At 64.0% G+C, this 16,303-nt stretch carries 21 protein-coding genes; 9 read left to right on the forward strand and 12 right to left on the reverse strand.

Going from position 1 to position 16,303, the window contains the following annotated elements; translation table 11 throughout:
* Positions 1–3 precede the first annotated feature (3 nt).
* Together ACWAT4_RS30500 and ACWAT4_RS30505 are read right to left on the reverse strand one after the other, a co-directional pair.
* A complete protein-coding gene (locus ACWAT4_RS30500; protein WP_449728770.1) occupies positions 4–198 on the reverse strand; it encodes a hypothetical protein in 195 nt (64 codons plus the stop codon).
* Positions 182–340: a hypothetical protein gene (locus ACWAT4_RS30505; protein WP_212297671.1), complete on the reverse strand. Its 159-nt coding sequence runs from the start codon at positions 338–340 to the stop codon at positions 182–184. The genes ACWAT4_RS30500 and ACWAT4_RS30505 overlap by 17 nt, the downstream gene beginning before the upstream one ends.
* Before the next feature lie 173 nt (positions 341–513).
* On the opposite strand from ACWAT4_RS30505, the gene ACWAT4_RS30510 reads away from it, so the two are divergent.
* Positions 514–762 (forward strand): hypothetical protein, encoded by a 249-nt coding sequence (locus ACWAT4_RS30510; RefSeq protein WP_212297670.1) that lies wholly within the window; start codon positions 514–516, stop codon positions 760–762.
* 134 nt (positions 763–896) lie between these two features.
* Here the strand turns inward: ACWAT4_RS30510 and ACWAT4_RS30515 are convergent, their stop codons facing one another.
* The 3 genes from ACWAT4_RS30515 to ACWAT4_RS30525 all read right to left on the reverse strand — a co-directional run bounded on the left by ACWAT4_RS30515 (position 897) and on the right by ACWAT4_RS30525 (position 1,627).
* Entirely contained in the window at positions 897–1,103 is a 207-nt protein-coding gene (locus ACWAT4_RS30515) for a hypothetical protein (RefSeq protein ID WP_449728771.1), read from the reverse strand.
* Between the two features lie 84 nt (positions 1,104–1,187).
* On the reverse strand, positions 1,188–1,319 hold the full coding sequence (locus ACWAT4_RS30520) for a hypothetical protein (RefSeq protein ID WP_283815599.1): 132 nt from the start codon (positions 1,317–1,319) through the stop codon (positions 1,188–1,190).
* Positions 1,320–1,432: 113 nt separating this feature from the next.
* Positions 1,433–1,627, reverse strand: coding sequence for a hypothetical protein (locus ACWAT4_RS30525; protein ID WP_212424771.1), 195 nt, complete (start codon positions 1,625–1,627; stop codon positions 1,433–1,435).
* A 134-nt stretch (positions 1,628–1,761) separates the two neighbouring features.
* Here ACWAT4_RS30525 and ACWAT4_RS30530 point away from each other — a divergent pair, with 134 nt between their 5' ends.
* Entirely contained in the window at positions 1,762–2,274 is a 513-nt protein-coding gene (locus ACWAT4_RS30530) for a DUF4142 domain-containing protein (protein ID WP_449728772.1), read from the forward strand.
* Between the two features lie 5 nt (positions 2,275–2,279).
* Here ACWAT4_RS30530 and ACWAT4_RS30535 read toward each other — a convergent pair whose 3' ends face one another.
* Positions 2,280–2,573: a hypothetical protein gene (locus tag ACWAT4_RS30535; protein ID WP_449728773.1), complete on the reverse strand. Its 294-nt coding sequence runs from the start codon at positions 2,571–2,573 to the stop codon at positions 2,280–2,282.
* Positions 2,574–2,857: 284 nt separating this feature from the next.
* Here ACWAT4_RS30535 and ACWAT4_RS30540 point away from each other — a divergent pair, with 284 nt between their 5' ends.
* Together ACWAT4_RS30540 and ACWAT4_RS30545 are read left to right on the forward strand one after the other, a co-directional pair.
* Positions 2,858–9,154, forward strand: coding sequence for a HAMP domain-containing protein (locus ACWAT4_RS30540; RefSeq protein WP_212297665.1), 6,297 nt, complete (start codon positions 2,858–2,860; stop codon positions 9,152–9,154).
* Positions 9,155–9,168: 14 nt separating this feature from the next.
* Positions 9,169–10,662 carry a sensor histidine kinase gene (locus ACWAT4_RS30545; protein WP_449728774.1) on the forward strand — a complete coding sequence of 498 codons (1,494 nt, stop codon included), beginning with the start codon at positions 9,169–9,171 and terminating at the stop codon, positions 10,660–10,662.
* Here the strand turns inward: ACWAT4_RS30545 and ACWAT4_RS30550 are convergent.
* Positions 10,659–10,880, reverse strand: a complete 222-nt coding sequence (locus ACWAT4_RS30550; protein WP_212297663.1) for a hypothetical protein — start codon at positions 10,878–10,880, stop codon at positions 10,659–10,661. The two genes, ACWAT4_RS30545 and ACWAT4_RS30550, sit on opposite strands and share 4 nt — an antisense overlap.
* Before the next feature lie 205 nt (positions 10,881–11,085).
* Here ACWAT4_RS30550 and ACWAT4_RS30555 point away from each other — a divergent pair, with 205 nt between their 5' ends.
* Together ACWAT4_RS30555 and ACWAT4_RS30560 are read left to right on the forward strand one after the other, a co-directional pair.
* On the forward strand, positions 11,086–11,292 hold the full coding sequence (locus ACWAT4_RS30555) for a hypothetical protein (protein WP_249149058.1): 207 nt from the start codon (positions 11,086–11,088) through the stop codon (positions 11,290–11,292).
* A 93-nt stretch (positions 11,293–11,385) separates the two neighbouring features.
* Positions 11,386–11,619, forward strand: coding sequence for a hypothetical protein (locus tag ACWAT4_RS30560; protein ID WP_212297661.1), 234 nt, complete (start codon positions 11,386–11,388; stop codon positions 11,617–11,619).
* Between the two features lie 79 nt (positions 11,620–11,698).
* Here the strand turns inward: ACWAT4_RS30560 and ACWAT4_RS30565 are convergent, their stop codons facing one another.
* From ACWAT4_RS30565 to ACWAT4_RS30575, 3 genes are read right to left on the reverse strand one after another with little or no spacing between them, the layout of a single operon-like run.
* Complete coding sequence (locus ACWAT4_RS30565) at positions 11,699–11,899, reverse strand: hypothetical protein (RefSeq protein WP_449728775.1); 201 nt, start codon at positions 11,897–11,899, stop codon at positions 11,699–11,701.
* 35 nt (positions 11,900–11,934) lie between these two features.
* On the reverse strand, positions 11,935–12,144 hold the full coding sequence (locus tag ACWAT4_RS30570) for a hypothetical protein (RefSeq protein ID WP_212297659.1): 210 nt from the start codon (positions 12,142–12,144) through the stop codon (positions 11,935–11,937).
* Positions 12,145–12,178: 34 nt separating this feature from the next.
* Positions 12,179–12,400, reverse strand: a complete 222-nt coding sequence (locus tag ACWAT4_RS30575; RefSeq protein WP_449731287.1) for a hypothetical protein — start codon at positions 12,398–12,400, stop codon at positions 12,179–12,181.
* Between the two features lie 115 nt (positions 12,401–12,515).
* Here ACWAT4_RS30575 and ACWAT4_RS30580 point away from each other — a divergent pair, with 115 nt between their 5' ends.
* Both ACWAT4_RS30580 and ACWAT4_RS30585 read left to right on the forward strand, forming a co-directional pair.
* Positions 12,516–12,710, forward strand: coding sequence for a DUF3072 domain-containing protein (locus ACWAT4_RS30580; RefSeq protein WP_200472691.1), 195 nt, complete (start codon positions 12,516–12,518; stop codon positions 12,708–12,710).
* Positions 12,711–12,779: 69 nt separating this feature from the next.
* Positions 12,780–13,049 (forward strand): DUF6496 domain-containing protein, encoded by a 270-nt coding sequence (locus ACWAT4_RS30585; protein WP_212297658.1) that lies wholly within the window; start codon positions 12,780–12,782, stop codon positions 13,047–13,049.
* A gap of 10 nt (positions 13,050–13,059) precedes the next feature.
* On the opposite strand, the gene ACWAT4_RS30590 is transcribed toward ACWAT4_RS30585, so the two are convergent.
* The gene (locus ACWAT4_RS30590) at positions 13,060–13,422 is read right to left on the reverse strand and encodes a hypothetical protein (RefSeq protein ID WP_212298046.1); all 363 of its coding nucleotides are present in this window, start codon (positions 13,420–13,422) and stop codon (positions 13,060–13,062) included.
* 264 nt (positions 13,423–13,686) lie between these two features.
* Positions 13,687–15,234 (reverse strand): Do family serine endopeptidase, encoded by a 1,548-nt coding sequence (locus ACWAT4_RS30595; protein ID WP_212424767.1) that lies wholly within the window; start codon positions 15,232–15,234, stop codon positions 13,687–13,689.
* Positions 15,235–15,446: 212 nt separating this feature from the next.
* Here ACWAT4_RS30595 and ACWAT4_RS30600 point away from each other — a divergent pair, with 212 nt between their 5' ends.
* Positions 15,447–16,283: a universal stress protein gene (locus tag ACWAT4_RS30600; protein WP_212297656.1), complete on the forward strand. Its 837-nt coding sequence runs from the start codon at positions 15,447–15,449 to the stop codon at positions 16,281–16,283.
* The last annotated feature ends 20 nt before the right edge of the window (positions 16,284–16,303 follow it).

Genomic DNA, 16,303 nt, shown 5'->3' on the forward strand with positions numbered 1-16,303 from the left:
CGATCAGCGAGAGGCGGCGGTCTCTCCCCGCACCATCAGGAAATCGTACATCTCGGCCGCAGTGTGCAACTGATCGATGCGCGCAACGACGGAATCCCGTTGATGACCGTCCGGCAGGCGCGACAGCTCATGCTCGAGCCGCAGTCTCTGCGCGTCGAGGCGTTGTTCGAAGGTGTGGGGCTCAGATCGTTTTCGCATCTTCCATCCTTGGTGGTTGCAGGCCGGGGCTGTTGGCCCAGCGCTCGACCTGATCGATGACCTTCTGGTGGCTCGGGCGCACCGGCTTCGGCGCCTCGGGCTCCTCGGAAAGTTTGCGGGGTAACCTGACTTCATCCGTCATGGCGGCTCTCCCTTTCCAAGAGAATGCGCCAAGGGCATAGTCGTTTCAATATTATCTCATTGATTTTATTGAGTATTTTTACTCATTTGGTGATTCTGCCGACTCTTGTGGAACCCCCTCCAAATTCGTTCGTTGAGTAAACTACTCAACCTGCACATTTTGCGTGATTGACCATGAACGACCTTCGCGCCGAACGGCTTCAGGTCATGCTTTCGCCGGAAGAGCTGGCCGCCTTGGATGATTTCCGGTTTAGGCATCGCATGCCGACGCGAGCGGCCGCGGTGCGTGAGCTGCTCAAGTTTGGACTGGCTGCCGCGGGCGTCGATGCGGGGGCCGGGGTGAAGTCGAGCAGCTTCGGCGTGTTCGGCCGCGGCCCTGACGGCCATACCCAGGGCGAGCCAGAGAGCGGCAACGAAGACTGATCATCCCACAAGGCAAAACGGCCCCGGCACGGTGGGTGCCAGGGCCGTCCTTGGAGATTGCTTCCGGAGCACCGGGGGCATGTCACCGGAAGCAATCCGTCGACTCTTCGCGAGGCCTTTCGTTCCTCGCGCGATTAGCCGCTGGGCGCCGCGCCGGAATCGTCCGGCGTCATGCCCGAACCGGGCGTCTTGCTGTCATCATTGAGCTTGGGATCCCGTGTCGCTTCGCGCGATGGCGAGCCCTTCTGGTCCGTCTTGTGCGCGGTCTGCGCACGCTGCTTGTCGCGCGGCTGCTCTTCCGCGCGCTTGTCCCTGACGATGCCGTGGTCGGAATGTGCCATGTTGTCCTCTCGCCTCTTCCGATGCCTCGCAGCGCTTACGCATCGGGGCGTCGAATGTTCCGAAATGGGCGAGGGCGCGCGGCGCTAGCTGTGCGCCGCGTGAACCACAACCGATGCATTTTCCTGATGCACCTGCCGGACAGTCGTCACCGTCGCGAACGCGACCGAAACGCCAAAGGCGAGAATGAGTGAGAGAAGTGCCAGACGTGGAGCCATCGCAAACCTCCTTCTGGAAAAATCAACGCGATCGACTATTCCCGTATGATTGCTGATCGATGCCGCTCATTCCGTGAGCGGTCTCACACCCGGAGTCACGAAAACGAGATCAATCAAGCATCCTGGCTGCGCAGGACGTTGACCTTGACGGGCGGGACTTCGCCATCAAGCCAGTCCTGCTCTTTCGCGAGGGCCGTCCAGGCGTCCGCCATCCGCGAATAGCGATTATAAGCGGGTCGTCCGTCCGAGCGCTCAGCCAGTTGCAGGCAGTTCTCGGCGTTGTCCCTGAAGATGTCAGACTGCTTCATGGACAACACTTGGGCATGAGATGTCAGACTGCTTCATGGACAACACTTGGGCATGGAACCCCTGCCCTGCAACCGCCCCTTACGGGATCGTAACTTCAGACGGAACTTAGCACGCCATTGGTCATTGGAGAATCATGCGGATATTCGTCGTGCTTTTTCTGGCTTTCTTCAGTACCGCGGCGCTTGCCGACAGCACCGGCGAGCAGATGCGCGGCGACCGCGCGCCTGACGCGACGATGGTCATTAGCGGCCTCTACGCCTTCAGCCGCTTCCAGCAGGCCCTATTGGAGAGCACCGACCTGAAAGGCAATGCCGAGGTCAAGAACCTCGCCGCCTTGCGCGCCGAAGAGGCGGCCAAACGCGACAGGAGGCTGAAGGAGATTCAGAACACCATCGGGGCCGAGCCGCGCGTGAGCAAGACGGCGTCAGCTGGCGTCAGCCTCGCCAAGCCCGACGATACGGACGGGCCAGCGTATGTCAGAAACTTCTATGCCGCCCAAATTCCCGAATATGAAACCGCAATCACCTTGCTCGAGCGCTATCTGAGGACGCCCGACAATCCCGCGCTCGCCACCTTCGCGCGCGAGCATCTGCCGGTGCTGCGTGCGCAGTTGAAGGACGCGGAGCGCACGATGGCCGACAAATAGCAGCCTTACTTGTCCTGCGGATGATGCTGCTGGTCCATCGGACGGACGGTACGATCGCTGTCGGGCATCTTGTCCCGCCCGGCGTCGCCATTGGCATCCTTGCCACCCGAGGTCGAGGTGCCGCTGCCGCTGGGGTTTGACCTGTTGGCGGTCCCCGTTGTCTGCGAACCCGCCTGCGGCGCGGCGGAGCTGGCAGCGGGATCGCCCGTGACGGCCCCGCGCCCACTTGGCGCACCTTGCGCAAGTGCCGATCCGGCGGCGAACAATGCGGCGACGAAGACGGCCAATCCGGCTTTCATATGCGCTCTCCCTGTCTTTGCGGGCTAACCTCGCGGACTATGCCGGCGTTCCTAAGCCGCAGGGCGCCGAGGTTTCAGAACAGGAAGAGCATGCGGCTCGGAGTTTTTCTGCAATCGGATGGAACCCTGGGCAATCCTCGCCGTTAGCTTCCTCGGGCTGAGCACGGCAGGTTCCATTTCCTCGCGTCGCAACCTTGGCGCTTGATTTCGAATTTGGCTGACGCTCTATTTTGATCACTCGCGTCACGCCTTGAGATTCGGCCGACGCCTGCGGGGGAATCAGTATGAGCGACCTCGATCCCGGAACAGCATCACGCTCCGGTCGTCGCGTCCAAAAGCCAAAACCCAACGGCACGTCCGAGCCGGATTCCCGGGCCGAACTGCTCCTTGCGCTCCAGGCGATGCGCAGTGGCGATTTCTCGGTGCGGATGAGCGGCGACTATCTCGGCATCGACGGCAAGATTGCCGACACTTTTAACGAAATCATCGCGGCCAACCAGCGCATGGCGCAGCAGCTCGAGCTGGTCGGCCAAGTGGTCGGACGCGAAGGCAAGACCCGCCAGCGCGTGAAGTTTGGCCTCGCCTCCGGCTCCTGGGCCGACATGGAAGGCTCCGTCAATACGCTGATCGACGACCTGTTGTGGCCGACGCGCGAGGTGACGCGCGCGGTCGCGGCCGTGGCGCAAGGCGACCTGCTGCAAACCGTCAAACTCGACGTCGAGGGTCGTCCGCTCCGCGGCGAATTCCTGCAATCGGCGACCATCGTCAACACGATGATCAAGCAGCTCGGCGTGTTCACCTCCGAGGTGACGCGCGTCGCGCGCGAGGTCGGCACCGAGGGCAAGCTCGGCGGCCAGGCCCAGGTGCCGGAGGTGACCGGCGTCTGGAAAGACCTGACCGAGAGCGTCAACTCGATGGCGAACAACCTGACCAACCAGGTTCGCAACATCGCCGAGGTGACGATCGCGGTCGCCAACGGCGACTTGTCGAAGAAGATCACGGTCGACGTCCGCGGCGAGATCCTTCAGCTCAAGGAAGCCATCAACACGATGGTGGACCAGCTGCGCTCGTTCGCCTCCGAAGTGACGCGCGTGGCACGCGAGGTCGGCACCGACGGCAAGCTCGGCGGCCAGGCCATCGTGCCCGGCGTCGCCGGCACCTGGAAGGATCTGACCGACTCCGTCAATGCGATGTGCGGCAACCTCACCGCACAGGTCCGCAACATCGCCAACGTGACGACCGCCGTGGCGCGCGGCGACTTGTCCCGCAAGATCACGGTGGACGTGCGCGGCGAAATCCTCGAGCTGAAAGACACCATCAACACCATGGTGGACCAGCTCAACTCCTTCGCCTCCGAAGTGACGCGCGTGGCGCGCGAGGTCGGCACCGAAGGCAAGCTCGGCGGCCAGGCGCAGGTGCCCGGCGTCGCCGGCACCTGGAAGGACCTCACCGACAACGTCAACTTCATGGCGTCGAATCTGACCGCGCAGGTCCGCAACATCGCCGACGTCGCGACCGCCATCGCCGGCGGCGATCTGTCGAAGAAGATCACGGTGAACGTGTCGGGCGAGATCCTTCAGCTGAAGGAAACGCTCAACACCATGGTCGACCAGCTCAACGCCTTCGCCGGCGAAGTGACGCGCGTGGCGCGCGAGGTCGGCACCGAGGGCCGACTCGGCGGCCAGGCCAACGTGCTCGGCGTTGCCGGCACCTGGAAGGACCTGACGGAAAGCGTCAACTCGATGGCGTCGAACCTGACCGCACAGGTTCGTAACATCGCCGAGGTGACGACGGCGGTCGCCGGCGGCGACCTGTCGAAGAAGATCACCGTGGACGTGCGCGGTGAAATTCTGGAGCTGAAGGACACCATCAACACCATGGTGGACCAGCTCAATGCGTTCGCCGGCGAAGTCACGCGCGTCGCGCGCGAGGTCGGCACCGAAGGCAAGCTCGGCGGTCAGGCCGTGGTGCGCGGCGTCGGCGGCACCTGGAAAGACTTGACGGACTCCGTCAACTCGATGGCGTCGAACCTGACCGGCCAGGTCCGCAACATCGCCGAAGTCGCGACCGCGGTCGCCAAGGGCGATTTGTCGAAGAAGATCACGGTGAACGTCTCGGGCGAAATCCTTCAGCTGAAGGAAACGCTCAACACCATGGTCGACCAGCTCAACGCCTTCGCCGGCGAAGTGACGCGCGTGGCGCGCGAGGTCGGCACCGACGGCAAGCTCGGCGGCCAGGCCGACGTGCCCGGCGTCGCCGGCACCTGGAAGGATCTGACCGACTCCGTCAACTCGATGGCGGGCAACCTCACCGCCCAGGTCCGCAACATCGCCGAGGTCGCGACCGCCATCGCCGGCGGCGACCTCTCGCGCAAGATCACGGTGGACGTCCGCGGCGAGATCCTCCAGCTCAAGGATACCCTCAATACGATGGTCGACCAGCTCAACCGTTTCGCGGGTGAGGTGACGCGTGTGGCGCGCGAGGTCGGCACCGAAGGCCGTCTCGGCGGCCAGGCCAACGTGCCCGGCGTCGCCGGCACCTGGAAGGATTTGACCGACTCCGTGAACTCGATGGCGGGCAACCTCACCGCCCAGGTCCGCAACATCGCCGAAGTGACCACCGCCGTGGCGCGCGGCGATCTGTCCCGCAAGATCACCGTGGACGTGAAGGGCGAAATCCTCGAGCTGAAAAACACCATCAACACCATGGTGGACCAGCTCAACGCGTTTGCCGGCGAAGTCACGCGCGTGGCGCGCGAGGTCGGCACCGAGGGCAAGCTCGGCGGCCAGGCCGAAGTGTCGGGCGTTGCCGGCACCTGGAAGGACCTCACCGACAACGTCAACTTCATGGCCTCGAACCTGACGGCCCAGGTCCGCAACATCGCCGAGGTCGCGACCGCGATCGCCGGCGGCGACCTCTCGAAGAAGATCACGGTGGACGTGCGCGGCGAGATCCTGCTGCTCAAGGACACCCTGAACACGATGGTGGAGCAGCTTCGCTCCTTCGCGGCCGAAGTGACGCGCGTGGCGCGCGAGGTCGGCACCGAAGGCCGGCTCGGCGGTCAGGCCGTCGTGCCCGGCGTCGGCGGCACCTGGAAGGACCTCACCGACAACGTCAACCTCCTGGCCGCGAACCTCACCACGCAGGTCCGCAACATCGCCGAAGTGACGACCGCGGTCGCGCGCGGCGACTTGTCCCGCAAGATCACCGTGGACGTGAAGGGCGAAATCCTCGAGCTGAAAAACACCATCAATACCATGGTGGATCAGCTCAACGCCTTCGCCGGCGAAGTCACCCGCGTCGCGCGCGAGGTCGGCACCGAGGGCGAGCTCGGCGGTCAGGCCCAGGTGCCCGGTGTGGCCGGCACGTGGAAGGACCTCACCGACACCGTCAACTTCATGGCGGCGAACCTCACCGAGCAGGTCCGCGGCATCGTCAAGGTGGTGACCGCCGTCGCCAATGGTGATTTGAAGCAAAATCTCACCGTGAAATCCAAGGGCGAGGTCGCGGCGCTTGCCGACACCATCAACAACATGACTGAGACACTCGCGACCTTCGCCGACCAGGTGACGTCGGTGGCGCGCGAAGTCGGCGTCGAAGGCCGCCTGGGTGGCCAGGCCGACGTGCCCGGCGCCGCCGGCACCTGGAAGGACCTCACCGGCAACGTGAACCTGCTCGCGGCCAACCTCACCTCGCAGGTGCGCGCGATCGCGGAAGTGGCGACTGCGGTGACCAAAGGCGATTTGACGCGGTCGATCCAGGTCGATGCCCGCGGCGAAGTGGCCGAGCTGAAAGACAACATCAACACGATGATCACGAACCTCCGTCTGACGACGGACGTGAACACCGAGCAGGACTGGCTGAAGACAAACCTCGCCAAGTTCACCAACATGCTGCAGGGCCAGCGCGATCTCGCCACCGTCGGACGGCTGCTGCTGACGGAGCTGTCGCCGCTGGTCAACGCACATACCGGCGTGATCTACCAGGTCGAGAACGAGGACAATCCGCAGCTCCTGCTGCTTGCCTCCTATGCCGGCGACGGTGTTTATCCCTATCAGCGCGTGCTGCAATTCGGTGACGGCCTGATCGGACAGTGTGCAATCGACCGGCGCCCGCGCGTGGTCTCGGACATTCCGGCCGACGTGGTACCCATCAACTCGGCGCTGCTCCGCGTCGCCCCGAAGAACCTCGTGGTGCTGCCGGTGCTGTTCGAGGGCCAGGTCAAGGCGGTGATCGAGCTCGCCTCGCTCACCTCGTTCACGACCTCGCAGATGACGTTCCTGGAGCAGCTCACCGACTCGATCGGCATCGTGCTCAACTCGATCGAAGCCACGATGCAGACCGAGGGCCTGCTCAAGCAGTCGCAGCAGCTCGCCGGAGAGCTCCAGACCCAGCAGCGCGAATTGCAGCAGACCAACGACCAGCTCGAGCAGAAGGCCCAGCAGCTGGCCGAACGCAATGTCGAGGTCGAGCGCAAGAACCAGGAAATCGAGCAGGCCCGCCGCGCGCTCGAGGAAAAGGCGACCGAGCTCGCGCTGACCTCGAAGTACAAGTCGGAATTCCTGGCCAATATGAGCCACGAGCTGCGCACGCCACTAAACTCGATCCTGATCCTCGGACAGCAGCTCACCGACAATCCGGATGGCAATCTTTCCGCCAAGCAGGTCGAATTTGCCCGCACCATCCATGGCGCCGGCACCGACCTCCTCAACCTCATCAGCGACATTCTCGATCTCTCCAAGATCGAGTCCGGCACGGTGACGGTCGACGCCGAGGAAATTCTCACCGCCAACCTGCTCGAGACGGTCGGGCGGCCGTTCCGGCATGAGGCCGAGAACCGCAATCTGTCGTTCAAGATCGACGTCGATCCGAACCTCGCGCGCAGCATCGTCACCGACTCCAAGCGCCTGCAGCAGGTGCTGAAGAACCTGCTCTCCAACGCCTTCAAGTTCACCGCCGAAGGCGAAGTGCGGCTGCAGGTCGCCGGCGCGCTCGGCGGCTGGGGCACGGATCATCCGGTGCTGAACTCCGCGCCGGCCGTGATCGCCTTCGAAGTCTCCGATACCGGCATCGGCATTCCCCTGGAGAAGCAGAAGCTGATCTTCGAGGCATTCCAGCAGGCGGACGCCGGCACCAGCCGCAAATATGGCGGCACCGGTCTTGGCCTTGCCATCAGCCGCGAGCTCGCAAGCCTGCTCGGCGGCGAAATCCATTTGCGCAGCTCCCCCGGCAAGGGCTCCACCTTCACGCTGTATCTGCCGCTGAAATATTCCGGCCCGACGCTGGCGCCGCGCACGGTATCGACGCCGCAGCAGTTCAACCAGCCGCTGGCCCTGCAGCCGGCCGCAACGGCGCCCGAACGTGTCATCGAGCAGTTGCCCGACGACCGGCTCAATCTCGAACCCGGTGACAGCATCCTGCTGATCGTCGAGGACGATCCGCATTATGCGCGCATCCTGGTCGACCTTGCGCGCGACAAGGGTTTCAAGGTCCTGGTCGCCGCGCGCGGCGCGGAGGCGCTCGAACTCGCAAAACAATATCAGCCGCGCGCGGTGTCGCTCGACGTCTTCCTGCCCGACATGCTCGGCTGGACGGTGCTGAGCCAGCTCAAGCACAATCCGCTGACGCGCCACATTCCCGTGCAGATCATCACGCTCGACGAAGACCGCCAGCATGCGCTCGCCCGCGGCGCCTTCTCCTTCGTCAACAAGCCGACGACGACCGAGGGCGTTGCCGCCGCGCTGACGCAGATCAAGGAATATGCCCGGCCGCGGCGCAAGCGGCTGCTGATCGTCGAGGACAACGAAGCCGAGCAGCTGTCGATCCGCGAGCTGCTGCATCACGACGACATCGAGATCGTGACCACCGACACCGGCGCCGGCGCGCTTTCGACCCTGCGCGAGGCACCGTGCGACTGCGTGGTGCTCGACCTCCGGCTGCCCGACATGAGCGGCTTCGAGGTGCTGGAGCAGATCCGCCGCGACGACACGCTGTCGAACGTTCCCGTGGTGGTGTTCACCGGGCGCGAGCTCTCGGCGGAGGAGGATGCCGAGCTCCACACCATGGCGCGCAGCATCGTGGTCAAGGGCGTGGAATCGCCCGAACGCCTGCTCGACGAGACCGCGCTGTTCCTGCATCGCGTGATCACGGAACTGCCGGTCGAGAAACAGCGCATGCTGGAGAAGCTGAACAGTTCCGATGAGGATCTGATCGGCAAGACCGCACTGCTGGTCGACGACGACGCCCGTAACATCTTCGCGCTGTCGAGCGTGCTGGAACGGCGCGGCATGAAGGTGCTGACGGCAACCACCGGCCGCGAGGCGGTGACGCTGGTCGAATCCAACCCGGAAATCGCCATCGTGCTGATGGACATCATGATGCCGCAGATGGATGGCTACCAGACCATCGGCGTGATCCGGGAGAACCCGGCCTTCCTGCGCCTGCCGATCATCGCGCTGACGGCGAAGGCGATGAAGGGCGACCGCGAAAAATGCCTGGAAGCCGGCGCGTCTGACTACCTCGCCAAACCCGTCAACACCGATCAATTGCTGCTTGCGATCCGCATGTGGCTGCACCGTTGAGCTTGGATCCGAGAATGGACCACGAAAAGGTCAACATCCTCCTCGTCGACGACCAGCCGGCGAAGCTGCTTGCCTACGAGGTGATCCTGAAGGAACTCGGCGAGAACCTCGTGATCGCCTCGTCCGGCCGCGAGGCGCTGGAGGTGCTGCTCAAGACGGAAATCGCGGTGATCCTCGTCGACGTCTGCATGCCCGAGCTCGACGGCTTCGAGCTCGCAGCGATGATCCGCGAGCATCCGCGCTTCCAGAAGACCGCGATGATCTTCATCTCGGCGATTCAAGTCAGCGACATCGACCGTCTGCGCGGCTACGAGATGGGCGCGGTCGATTACGTCCCCGTGCCCGTCGTGCCGGAAGTGCTGCGCGCCAAGGTCAAGGTGTTTGCCGAGCTCTATCGCAAGACGCGAGAGCTCGAACGGCTGAACCAGGATCTCGAGGACCGCGTTCGCGCCCGCACGGCAGAGCTGGAGAATTCCACGGCGAAGCTGCGCGAGAGTGAAGAGCGGCGCAGCATGGCGATTGCGGCCGGCAAGATGGGGTCGTGGGACTGGGACTGGGTTAACGGCGACTGGATGTGGGACGAGGGACAGTACCGCATTTTCGGCGTGACGCCGGAGACGTTCAACGTCAGCTCGGCCAATATCCAGGCGCTGCTGCACCCGGATGACGTCGCTCAATTCGGCCAGGCGATTGCCGCGTTCAGTACCGGCGCGCACGCCTATGAAGGAGAGTTTCGCGTGTGCCGGCCCGATGGCGAGGTGCGCTGGTGCGTCGGCACGGCGGCCGCGACGGTGGATCCGGGCGGCCGCGTGGTGCGGGTGAGTGGCGTCACCGTCGACATCACCGAACGCAAGCGCGCCGAGGAACGGCAGAATCTGCTGGCGCGCGAAGTCGATCACCGCGCCAAGAATGCGCTGGCGCTGGCGCAGTCGATCGTGCGCCTCACCCGCGCCGACGAGGTGAAGGCCTATGTCCATGCAGTCGAAGGGCGCATCAATGCCCTCGCGCGCGTGCACACGATCCTGTCGTTGTCGAGCTGGCAGGGCGCCGAGCTCTCCAAGCTGATCGATGAAGAGCTTGCCCCCTATTCGCCCGGCGGGCAGATCAGGCTGGCGGGTCCCGAAGTTCAATTGCTGCCCACGACCGCCCAGACGCTCGCTCTGGCGTTGCATGAGCTCTTCACCAATTCGGCGAAGTACGGCGCGCTCTCGACCAGATCGGGGCGGCTCGCGATCGGCTGGCAGGCCGAGAACGATCTTCTCACGCTGACCTGGGAGGAGACCGGAGGGCCGCTGGTCAGGATACCAAAGTCGCGCGGCTTCGGAACGAGAAGCCTGCTCGCCAGCGTCGAATCCCAGCTCGGCGGACAGGCGCAATTCGATTGGCGTTCAGAGGGCCTGGTGTGCCGTCTCGAGGTGCCGCTGACGCGCAAGAGCGCGGCAACGTCGGCGGCGCAGGACAAGTTCGAGGCCAGCACCTCTCCCGAACTCCAGCGCGCATCGGGTTAGCGCGACGCAGCCACCCTCAGCCGTAGCATCGGCCGCGGTTCGTCAGCGACACGCCCTTCGAGCCAGGCTTCCGTTTGCGCGAGGTCGCGCAACGCGGTCGCGTAGCGGCGGGCCGCGCTGCGCTCCACACCGCGCGGCAGCTTGCGCGCCTTGCGCAACATGTCGGCCGCCGCATTACGGTAGGCCAGCGAGCGATAGAGAAAGACCACCTTACCCATAGCGAATGTTCCCGTGTTGATGGTGTTCATCCTCGCAAGTTGGGCATGAACGCCGGATGAAGCGGCTGATGACAATTCCTTTAGGCGAAATGGAACCCGCGATCACCGCGCGCGTTTGCATGCCAGATCGATCGGCAGTTCCATGCGCGCAAAAAAGTCGCCAAATAGGTGGCCAGGCCTGATCTCTCCCACAGGCGTCATCAAGATGATGACGCATGCAATGATGGGTGCGGCACTCGGTCTGATCTTCACACTCGCGCTCATTCTGGCCAATCCTGCGGTCGCAGAACTGCTGAGCCACGGCGGCAGTGCGGCTGCGTTGGTTTTTGTCGGCACGATGGTGACGACGTTTGCCATCGGCTCAACGCTGACGGGCGTCGTGTTCATCCTCGACGAAGACAAGGAATCTTGAATCGCACGCGAAACGATCCGACGCTTTGTTCGGAACTCCTGGGACAAATGGCGGTTGGCTGCCTGCGTCAATTCAACTCAGGGAGTTCCCCACATGAAGACGATCAAGCTCGCTCTTGCCGTGATGTTGGCAACCGGCCTTGCCGCCGCGCCGTTCGCGGCTGAAGCAAAGTCGCACAAGAAGCACCACGCCTCCATGTCGCAGACCACGACGGGCGCCAACATGAAGAAGACCGTTCCGCCCGACGCGTCCGGACAGGGCGGAGCCGGCCCCGGCAGCGATCAGGGCGGCAGCATGACCAAGCCCCAGAACGGAATGAGCAAGTAAGGACGGGTTCACCGCAATGAGGAGCCCCGCGGCCACGCGGGGCTTTTTGCGACAGCCACGTCGCGCCGGCAGCGGAGCTCTAGCGCCACATCGTCGGTGCACGGATCAGAGCGTCACGCGCGACCTGTCGCAGATCTTGCACGGCGTGGCGATTTGTCTGTGCGGCCTTACGCAGCCTCGCAGCGACACGCTCGCGCGTCGTCGTATCCGACAGAGGAATTTCCGCGCAGACTTCATCAAGAACCGCTCGCAGCAGGGCGGCCATTTCGGCATCCGGCATGGACGAGCTCCGGCATGTCGCGTTGCGCGACCGCTTTAGCTGCGTCGGATGTCAGTGATGTTCAGGCCGCTGCCTGCGGAGCCCGTCTTCACGAGTTGATCGAGCTGGGCCCGCTTGCGCGCGATCAGCAGTTGGGCCGCTGCATCATCGAGACCCTCACGCTGCAATTGCCGGATCGCGGAGCCCAATTCAAGGATCTCGGCGCGCAGCTTCAGGATCCGGTAGGTGTCCGGGTCTTCCTCCACCGCCCGCCTCCCTCTGCCGCGTGCGTGACCTATCTCAGCGGCGCGCGGCCACACCGGCCGGCCCGATCTCGTTCTTCAAGGGACGAAGACGCACGCGGTCGCGAATATCGGGCAATACTTCGCCCCCGCCTGCAGCCTTCCATTCGCCGATCAACAGGTTGATTTTCCGGCGCAGATCCATCTGCGCCCGAGCCCGTTCGGTGCAGTCGCGATCACGGTTGATGAGATCGCGTACAGACGCCTCCACATCGGCCATCTCCAGCCTCAAGGCGCTGATTTTACGTCGAATTTCATTAATTCTGTTGTCCATGGCTTGTTAGAACAAAATAAGAACATATAGTCAAGCCACGAATTCAGGACGGAGAACGAACATGCAGGTTCAGGGTAAATACGACGCCAAGGCTTTTCTCATGGAGCAGATGACCCGGGCGCAGGGGCTGCGGCTGAAACGGCTGAGCGAAGAGGCTTACCAGCCGGCGCAATATGATCGAGGCTTGTCCTCTGCCGAAGCCGCGCGCCGCATCCAGGTGCTGGAGGCGGAGATCGAGCTCGCGAACTCATTCTGAGGCGCGCGGCAGCTTTTGGAACGTTGCGTCAGCCCTCCTGTTCTCTTCCGAGGTCAAGGGAGAGAGTTGATGGCACGCAAGGCAAAGAAGCGCCGCTATTCGCGCAGCTCCGGCGATGATGTCGAGCGCGAGATGCGGCGTTACAAGAAAGGCACCGCCAAGAGCGGACGGGGCGGTCGCGGCGGACCCGTGAAGAGCCGCAAGCAGGCGATTGCGATCGGCCTCTCTGAGGCGCGCAAGAAGGGCAAGAAGGTCCCGAAGAAGTCGTCGAAGCGAAAGACGTCCAAGAAAAAGACCACCAAGAAAAAGAGCTCGAAGCGCAAATCCACCAAGCGATAGCGCCGACCTGTCAGATCATGCTGCCGGGCATGAAGCAGCGGATCGAAACGCCGAACGCCGTCTTGACCGGCCAGACCATGGTGCGACCGGCGCGGTTCGGCTCAGTGATCACGGCTTCGTCGGGGACATCGACCCACTCCCCATCGATACGGACCCGATAATGACCATTATGGGAGTCCCAATCAGGATCGGCCACGGCAACGCCGTCGGCGTCCGAGCAGCACGGACCGAGATGGCTGCGCAGGCTATCGAACCAGGGCTTCAGCGGTGAGTCGGCGAAGCGGCCGTCATCGCGTCCCAGGGCACTTCCGGTCGACATCACGAGCGGCGCCGCGAGCAGCGCAAGCTTCAGCGAGAGCTTCAATCGATCCATGTCGGCACCGATCAAATGCGGACCACCGGCCGGTTCCACAAAGCAGCCGGACGTCCGAAGTTCCACTCCTGCAACTGCCTCGGCGCCGTCATTGCCGCCAAAGCGATTCCGAAGTCTGACGAGCGAACGCGGCTTTTTCGGACGAACCTGTCATCATTGCTGCCGTTAACGAGAATGTTATCGGTGCCCTGTGGGTATCTCGCGGTCGCGCACGAAAAAGGCGGCCCGCGGGCCGCCTTTTGAATTTGCTGCAGGATTGAGCGATCAGGCGAGCGGCACCGCGACGAACCGGGTCGCCTCCGCGTTCTTCACCTGCAACAGCACGCTGCTCTTGCCGGACGATTTGGCCTGCGCCAGCTCGGAACGGACGTCGCCGACATTGGCGACCGCCTTGCCGCCGACATTGAGGATGACGTCGCCGGTCTGGATGCCGTGCTGCGCCGCCGGCCCCTGCGGGTCGACCTCGGTCACCACGACGCCCTTCTGCCCGGCCCCCTGGACGTCGCCAGCCGGCGCCAGGCTGAGGCCGAGGCGCGGCGTGCCGGGGGCCTGCTGCGTCTTGCCGTCGTCAGCCTTGTCGCCTCCTTTGGCTTGCCGCTCGTTCGGCAGTTCGCCGAGCGCGAGCGTCACCGTCTTGGTGTCGCCCTTGTGGACGACGTCGAGCTTCACGGACGTACCCGGCGCCAGCGTGGCGATGGTGCGGGCGAGATCGCGGGAGTCCTTGATCGCGGTGCCGTTGACGGCGGTGATGACGTCGCCCGCCTCGATGCCGGCCCTCGCCGCCGGGCTACCATCCTGCGGGTTGTCCACGATCGCGCCGCGTGCCGCCTTCAGGCCAAGACTATCGGCGATCTCCGCAGTCACCGGCTGCACCTGCACGCCGAGCCAGCCGCGGGTAACGGCCCCCTTGTCCTTCAGCTGCGCGATGACGAGCTTTGCGGTCGAGGCCGGAATGTCGAAGCCGATGCCGACCGAGCCGCCCGACGGCGAGAAGATCGCGGTGTTCACGCCAATTACGTTGCCGTTCATGTCGAAGGCCGGACCGCCGGAATTGCCCTTGTTGATCGGTGCATCAATCTGGATGAAGTCGTCATAGGGACCATTGCCGATGTCGCGGCCGTTCGCCGAGACAATGCCGGCGGTCACGGTGCCGCCGAGGCCGAAGGGATTGCCGACCGCAACCACCCAATCGCCGATCCGCGCCTTCTGGTCAGCGAATTTGACGAACGGAAAGTCCTTCTTGCCGTCGACCTTGATCAGCGCGAGATCGGTCTTCGGATCAGTACCGACCACTTTCGCGGTGTAGATCGTGCCGTCGTCTGTCGTCACCTGCACGGACTCGGCATGGTCGACGACATGGTTGTTGGTCACGGCATAACCGTCGGCCGAGATGAAGAAGCCGGACCCCTCGCCCGTGATCATCTGGTGACGCTGGCGCGGCATGCCGTTCATGCCACCCGGAAAGCGGAACCCGAACTCCCGCGAGAACTGGTCGAACGGGGAATTCTCGTCCTGATCCATCCGGTTCTGTTGCAGCATTGCGCTCTTGTCGTTGTCCTGGTCGATCTTCACCCGGACCGAGATGACGGCCGGCTTGACCTTGCTGACGAGGTCGCCGAAGCCCGGCGGCGTCGCAGTCCCCTCAGCGGCCTGCGCAGGCGAGATCAGGGAGGTGACGCCGAACGGCGTTGAGGCCGGAGAGGCAGCCAGCACGGCGATGCCAAGCGCGGCCACGGTGCCAAGCAGCGCCAGCCGACGCGGCTTCAGAATTGTACGGGTCTTGGTGGTGTCGGAATTGACGCGATCGATCATGTCGAAATGTCCATGTTGGGTAAGTCGCCCTGCACCCAACATGGACGTCGTCACCTTACGGCGTCCCGTCCACGCGATTAAATCTTGGCAAAGAAAGGTGCGTCCAGCGGACGCAGGCATGATCCTCGCGGTGCATTTGATGCAGCTCAACGCGAGCCCTGCGCGCCGTGAAAAGCTGGACAAATCGAATGATGTCCATTGGAGGCGCCGCCATGTACAAAGACATTCTCGTCCACGTCCCGACCGAGCGGCCGATGCGCGCCGTGGTCGATGGCTCGATCTCGCTCGCAGCCAACCTCAATGCCCATGTCGATGCTGTCGCGATCGGCTATGTCGCAAGCAGCGCGGCTTATGTGATGGAAGGCGGCGCTGCCGTAGCGGCCGTGTTCGAGATGGAACGCGAGCGCGCGGTTGAGCGGGCCGAGGCGGCGCTTGCGGTGTTCAAGAGCGAAGCGGCGCGCGCCGACATTTCCTACACCTGTCGTGCGCTCGGCGCGATTCCGGTGGACGCAGCCGGCTCGCTCGGCGAGATGGCGCGGCTTCACGACCTCAGCGTCGTGCTTCAGCCGGATCCCGAGCAGGTCTCGTTCGACAACGACGTGCCCCGCGAGATCCTGTTTCAGGCCGGTGGCCCGGTCCTGTTCCTGCCCTATACGTTCCGCGGAGCCTTCAAGGCAAACCGGATCGGGATCTGCTGGGACGGCAGCCGCGTCGCGGCGCGCGCGTTGCGCGATGCAGCGACATTTCTGGCGCGCGCCGAGCAAATCGTGATCATTGCGATCAACGAGGCTGAGACCGTCCCCGGCGACGTCTCGGCGAACAATCTCGCCAAGCATCTCGGACGGCGCGGCCTGTCGACCCGTGCCGTCAGCCTGTCGGCCACGCGCGCCGATATCCAGCCGACCATCCTGTCACTGGCGGCTGACGAGAACCTCGATCTGCTGGTGATGGGCGGGTACGGCCACTCCCGCCTGCAGGAGCGCTTTCTCGGCGGTGTCACCCGCGCCATGCTGGAAGCCATGACGATCCCGACGCTTATGTCGCATTAGCGAAGGCGGAACGGTCACAC

It is taken from the genome of Bradyrhizobium sp. T-1, from assembly GCF_053592855.1.

What these genes read in the sequence shown, in the direction of transcription:
- ACWAT4_RS30500 (WP_449728770.1), bottom strand. Translation starts at nt 198, where the DNA reads ATGCGAAAACGATCTGAGCCCCACACCTTCGAACAACGCCTCGACGCG.
- ACWAT4_RS30505 (WP_212297671.1), bottom strand. Translation starts at nt 340, where the DNA reads ATGACGGATGAAGTCAGGTTACCCCGCAAACTTTCCGAGGAGCCCGAG.
- ACWAT4_RS30510 (WP_212297670.1), top strand. Translation starts at nt 514, where the DNA reads ATGAACGACCTTCGCGCCGAACGGCTTCAGGTCATGCTTTCGCCGGAA.
- ACWAT4_RS30515 (WP_449728771.1), bottom strand. Translation starts at nt 1,103, where the DNA reads ATGGCACATTCCGACCACGGCATCGTCAGGGACAAGCGCGCGGAAGAG.
- ACWAT4_RS30520 (WP_283815599.1), bottom strand. Translation starts at nt 1,319, where the DNA reads ATGGCTCCACGTCTGGCACTTCTCTCACTCATTCTCGCCTTTGGCGTT.
- ACWAT4_RS30525 (WP_212424771.1), bottom strand. Translation starts at nt 1,627, where the DNA reads ATGAAGCAGTCTGACATCTTCAGGGACAACGCCGAGAACTGCCTGCAA.
- ACWAT4_RS30530 (WP_449728772.1), top strand. Translation starts at nt 1,762, where the DNA reads ATGCGGATATTCGTCGTGCTTTTTCTGGCTTTCTTCAGTACCGCGGCG.
- ACWAT4_RS30535 (WP_449728773.1), bottom strand. Translation starts at nt 2,573, where the DNA reads ATGAAAGCCGGATTGGCCGTCTTCGTCGCCGCATTGTTCGCCGCCGGA.
- ACWAT4_RS30540 (WP_212297665.1), top strand. Translation starts at nt 2,858, where the DNA reads ATGAGCGACCTCGATCCCGGAACAGCATCACGCTCCGGTCGTCGCGTC.
- ACWAT4_RS30545 (WP_449728774.1), top strand. Translation starts at nt 9,169, where the DNA reads ATGGACCACGAAAAGGTCAACATCCTCCTCGTCGACGACCAGCCGGCG.
- ACWAT4_RS30550 (WP_212297663.1), bottom strand. Translation starts at nt 10,880, where the DNA reads ATGGGTAAGGTGGTCTTTCTCTATCGCTCGCTGGCCTACCGTAATGCG.
- ACWAT4_RS30555 (WP_249149058.1), top strand. Translation starts at nt 11,086, where the DNA reads ATGATGACGCATGCAATGATGGGTGCGGCACTCGGTCTGATCTTCACA.
- ACWAT4_RS30560 (WP_212297661.1), top strand. Translation starts at nt 11,386, where the DNA reads ATGAAGACGATCAAGCTCGCTCTTGCCGTGATGTTGGCAACCGGCCTT.
- ACWAT4_RS30565 (WP_449728775.1), bottom strand. Translation starts at nt 11,899, where the DNA reads ATGCCGGATGCCGAAATGGCCGCCCTGCTGCGAGCGGTTCTTGATGAA.
- ACWAT4_RS30575 (WP_449731287.1), bottom strand. Translation starts at nt 12,400, where the DNA reads ATGGCCGATGTGGAGGCGTCTGTACGCGATCTCATCAACCGTGATCGC.
- ACWAT4_RS30580 (WP_200472691.1), top strand. Translation starts at nt 12,516, where the DNA reads ATGCAGGTTCAGGGTAAATACGACGCCAAGGCTTTTCTCATGGAGCAG.
- ACWAT4_RS30585 (WP_212297658.1), top strand. Translation starts at nt 12,780, where the DNA reads ATGGCACGCAAGGCAAAGAAGCGCCGCTATTCGCGCAGCTCCGGCGAT.
- ACWAT4_RS30590 (WP_212298046.1), bottom strand. Translation starts at nt 13,422, where the DNA reads ATGGATCGATTGAAGCTCTCGCTGAAGCTTGCGCTGCTCGCGGCGCCG.
- ACWAT4_RS30595 (WP_212424767.1), bottom strand. Translation starts at nt 15,234, where the DNA reads ATGATCGATCGCGTCAATTCCGACACCACCAAGACCCGTACAATTCTG.
- ACWAT4_RS30600 (WP_212297656.1), top strand. Translation starts at nt 15,447, where the DNA reads ATGTACAAAGACATTCTCGTCCACGTCCCGACCGAGCGGCCGATGCGC.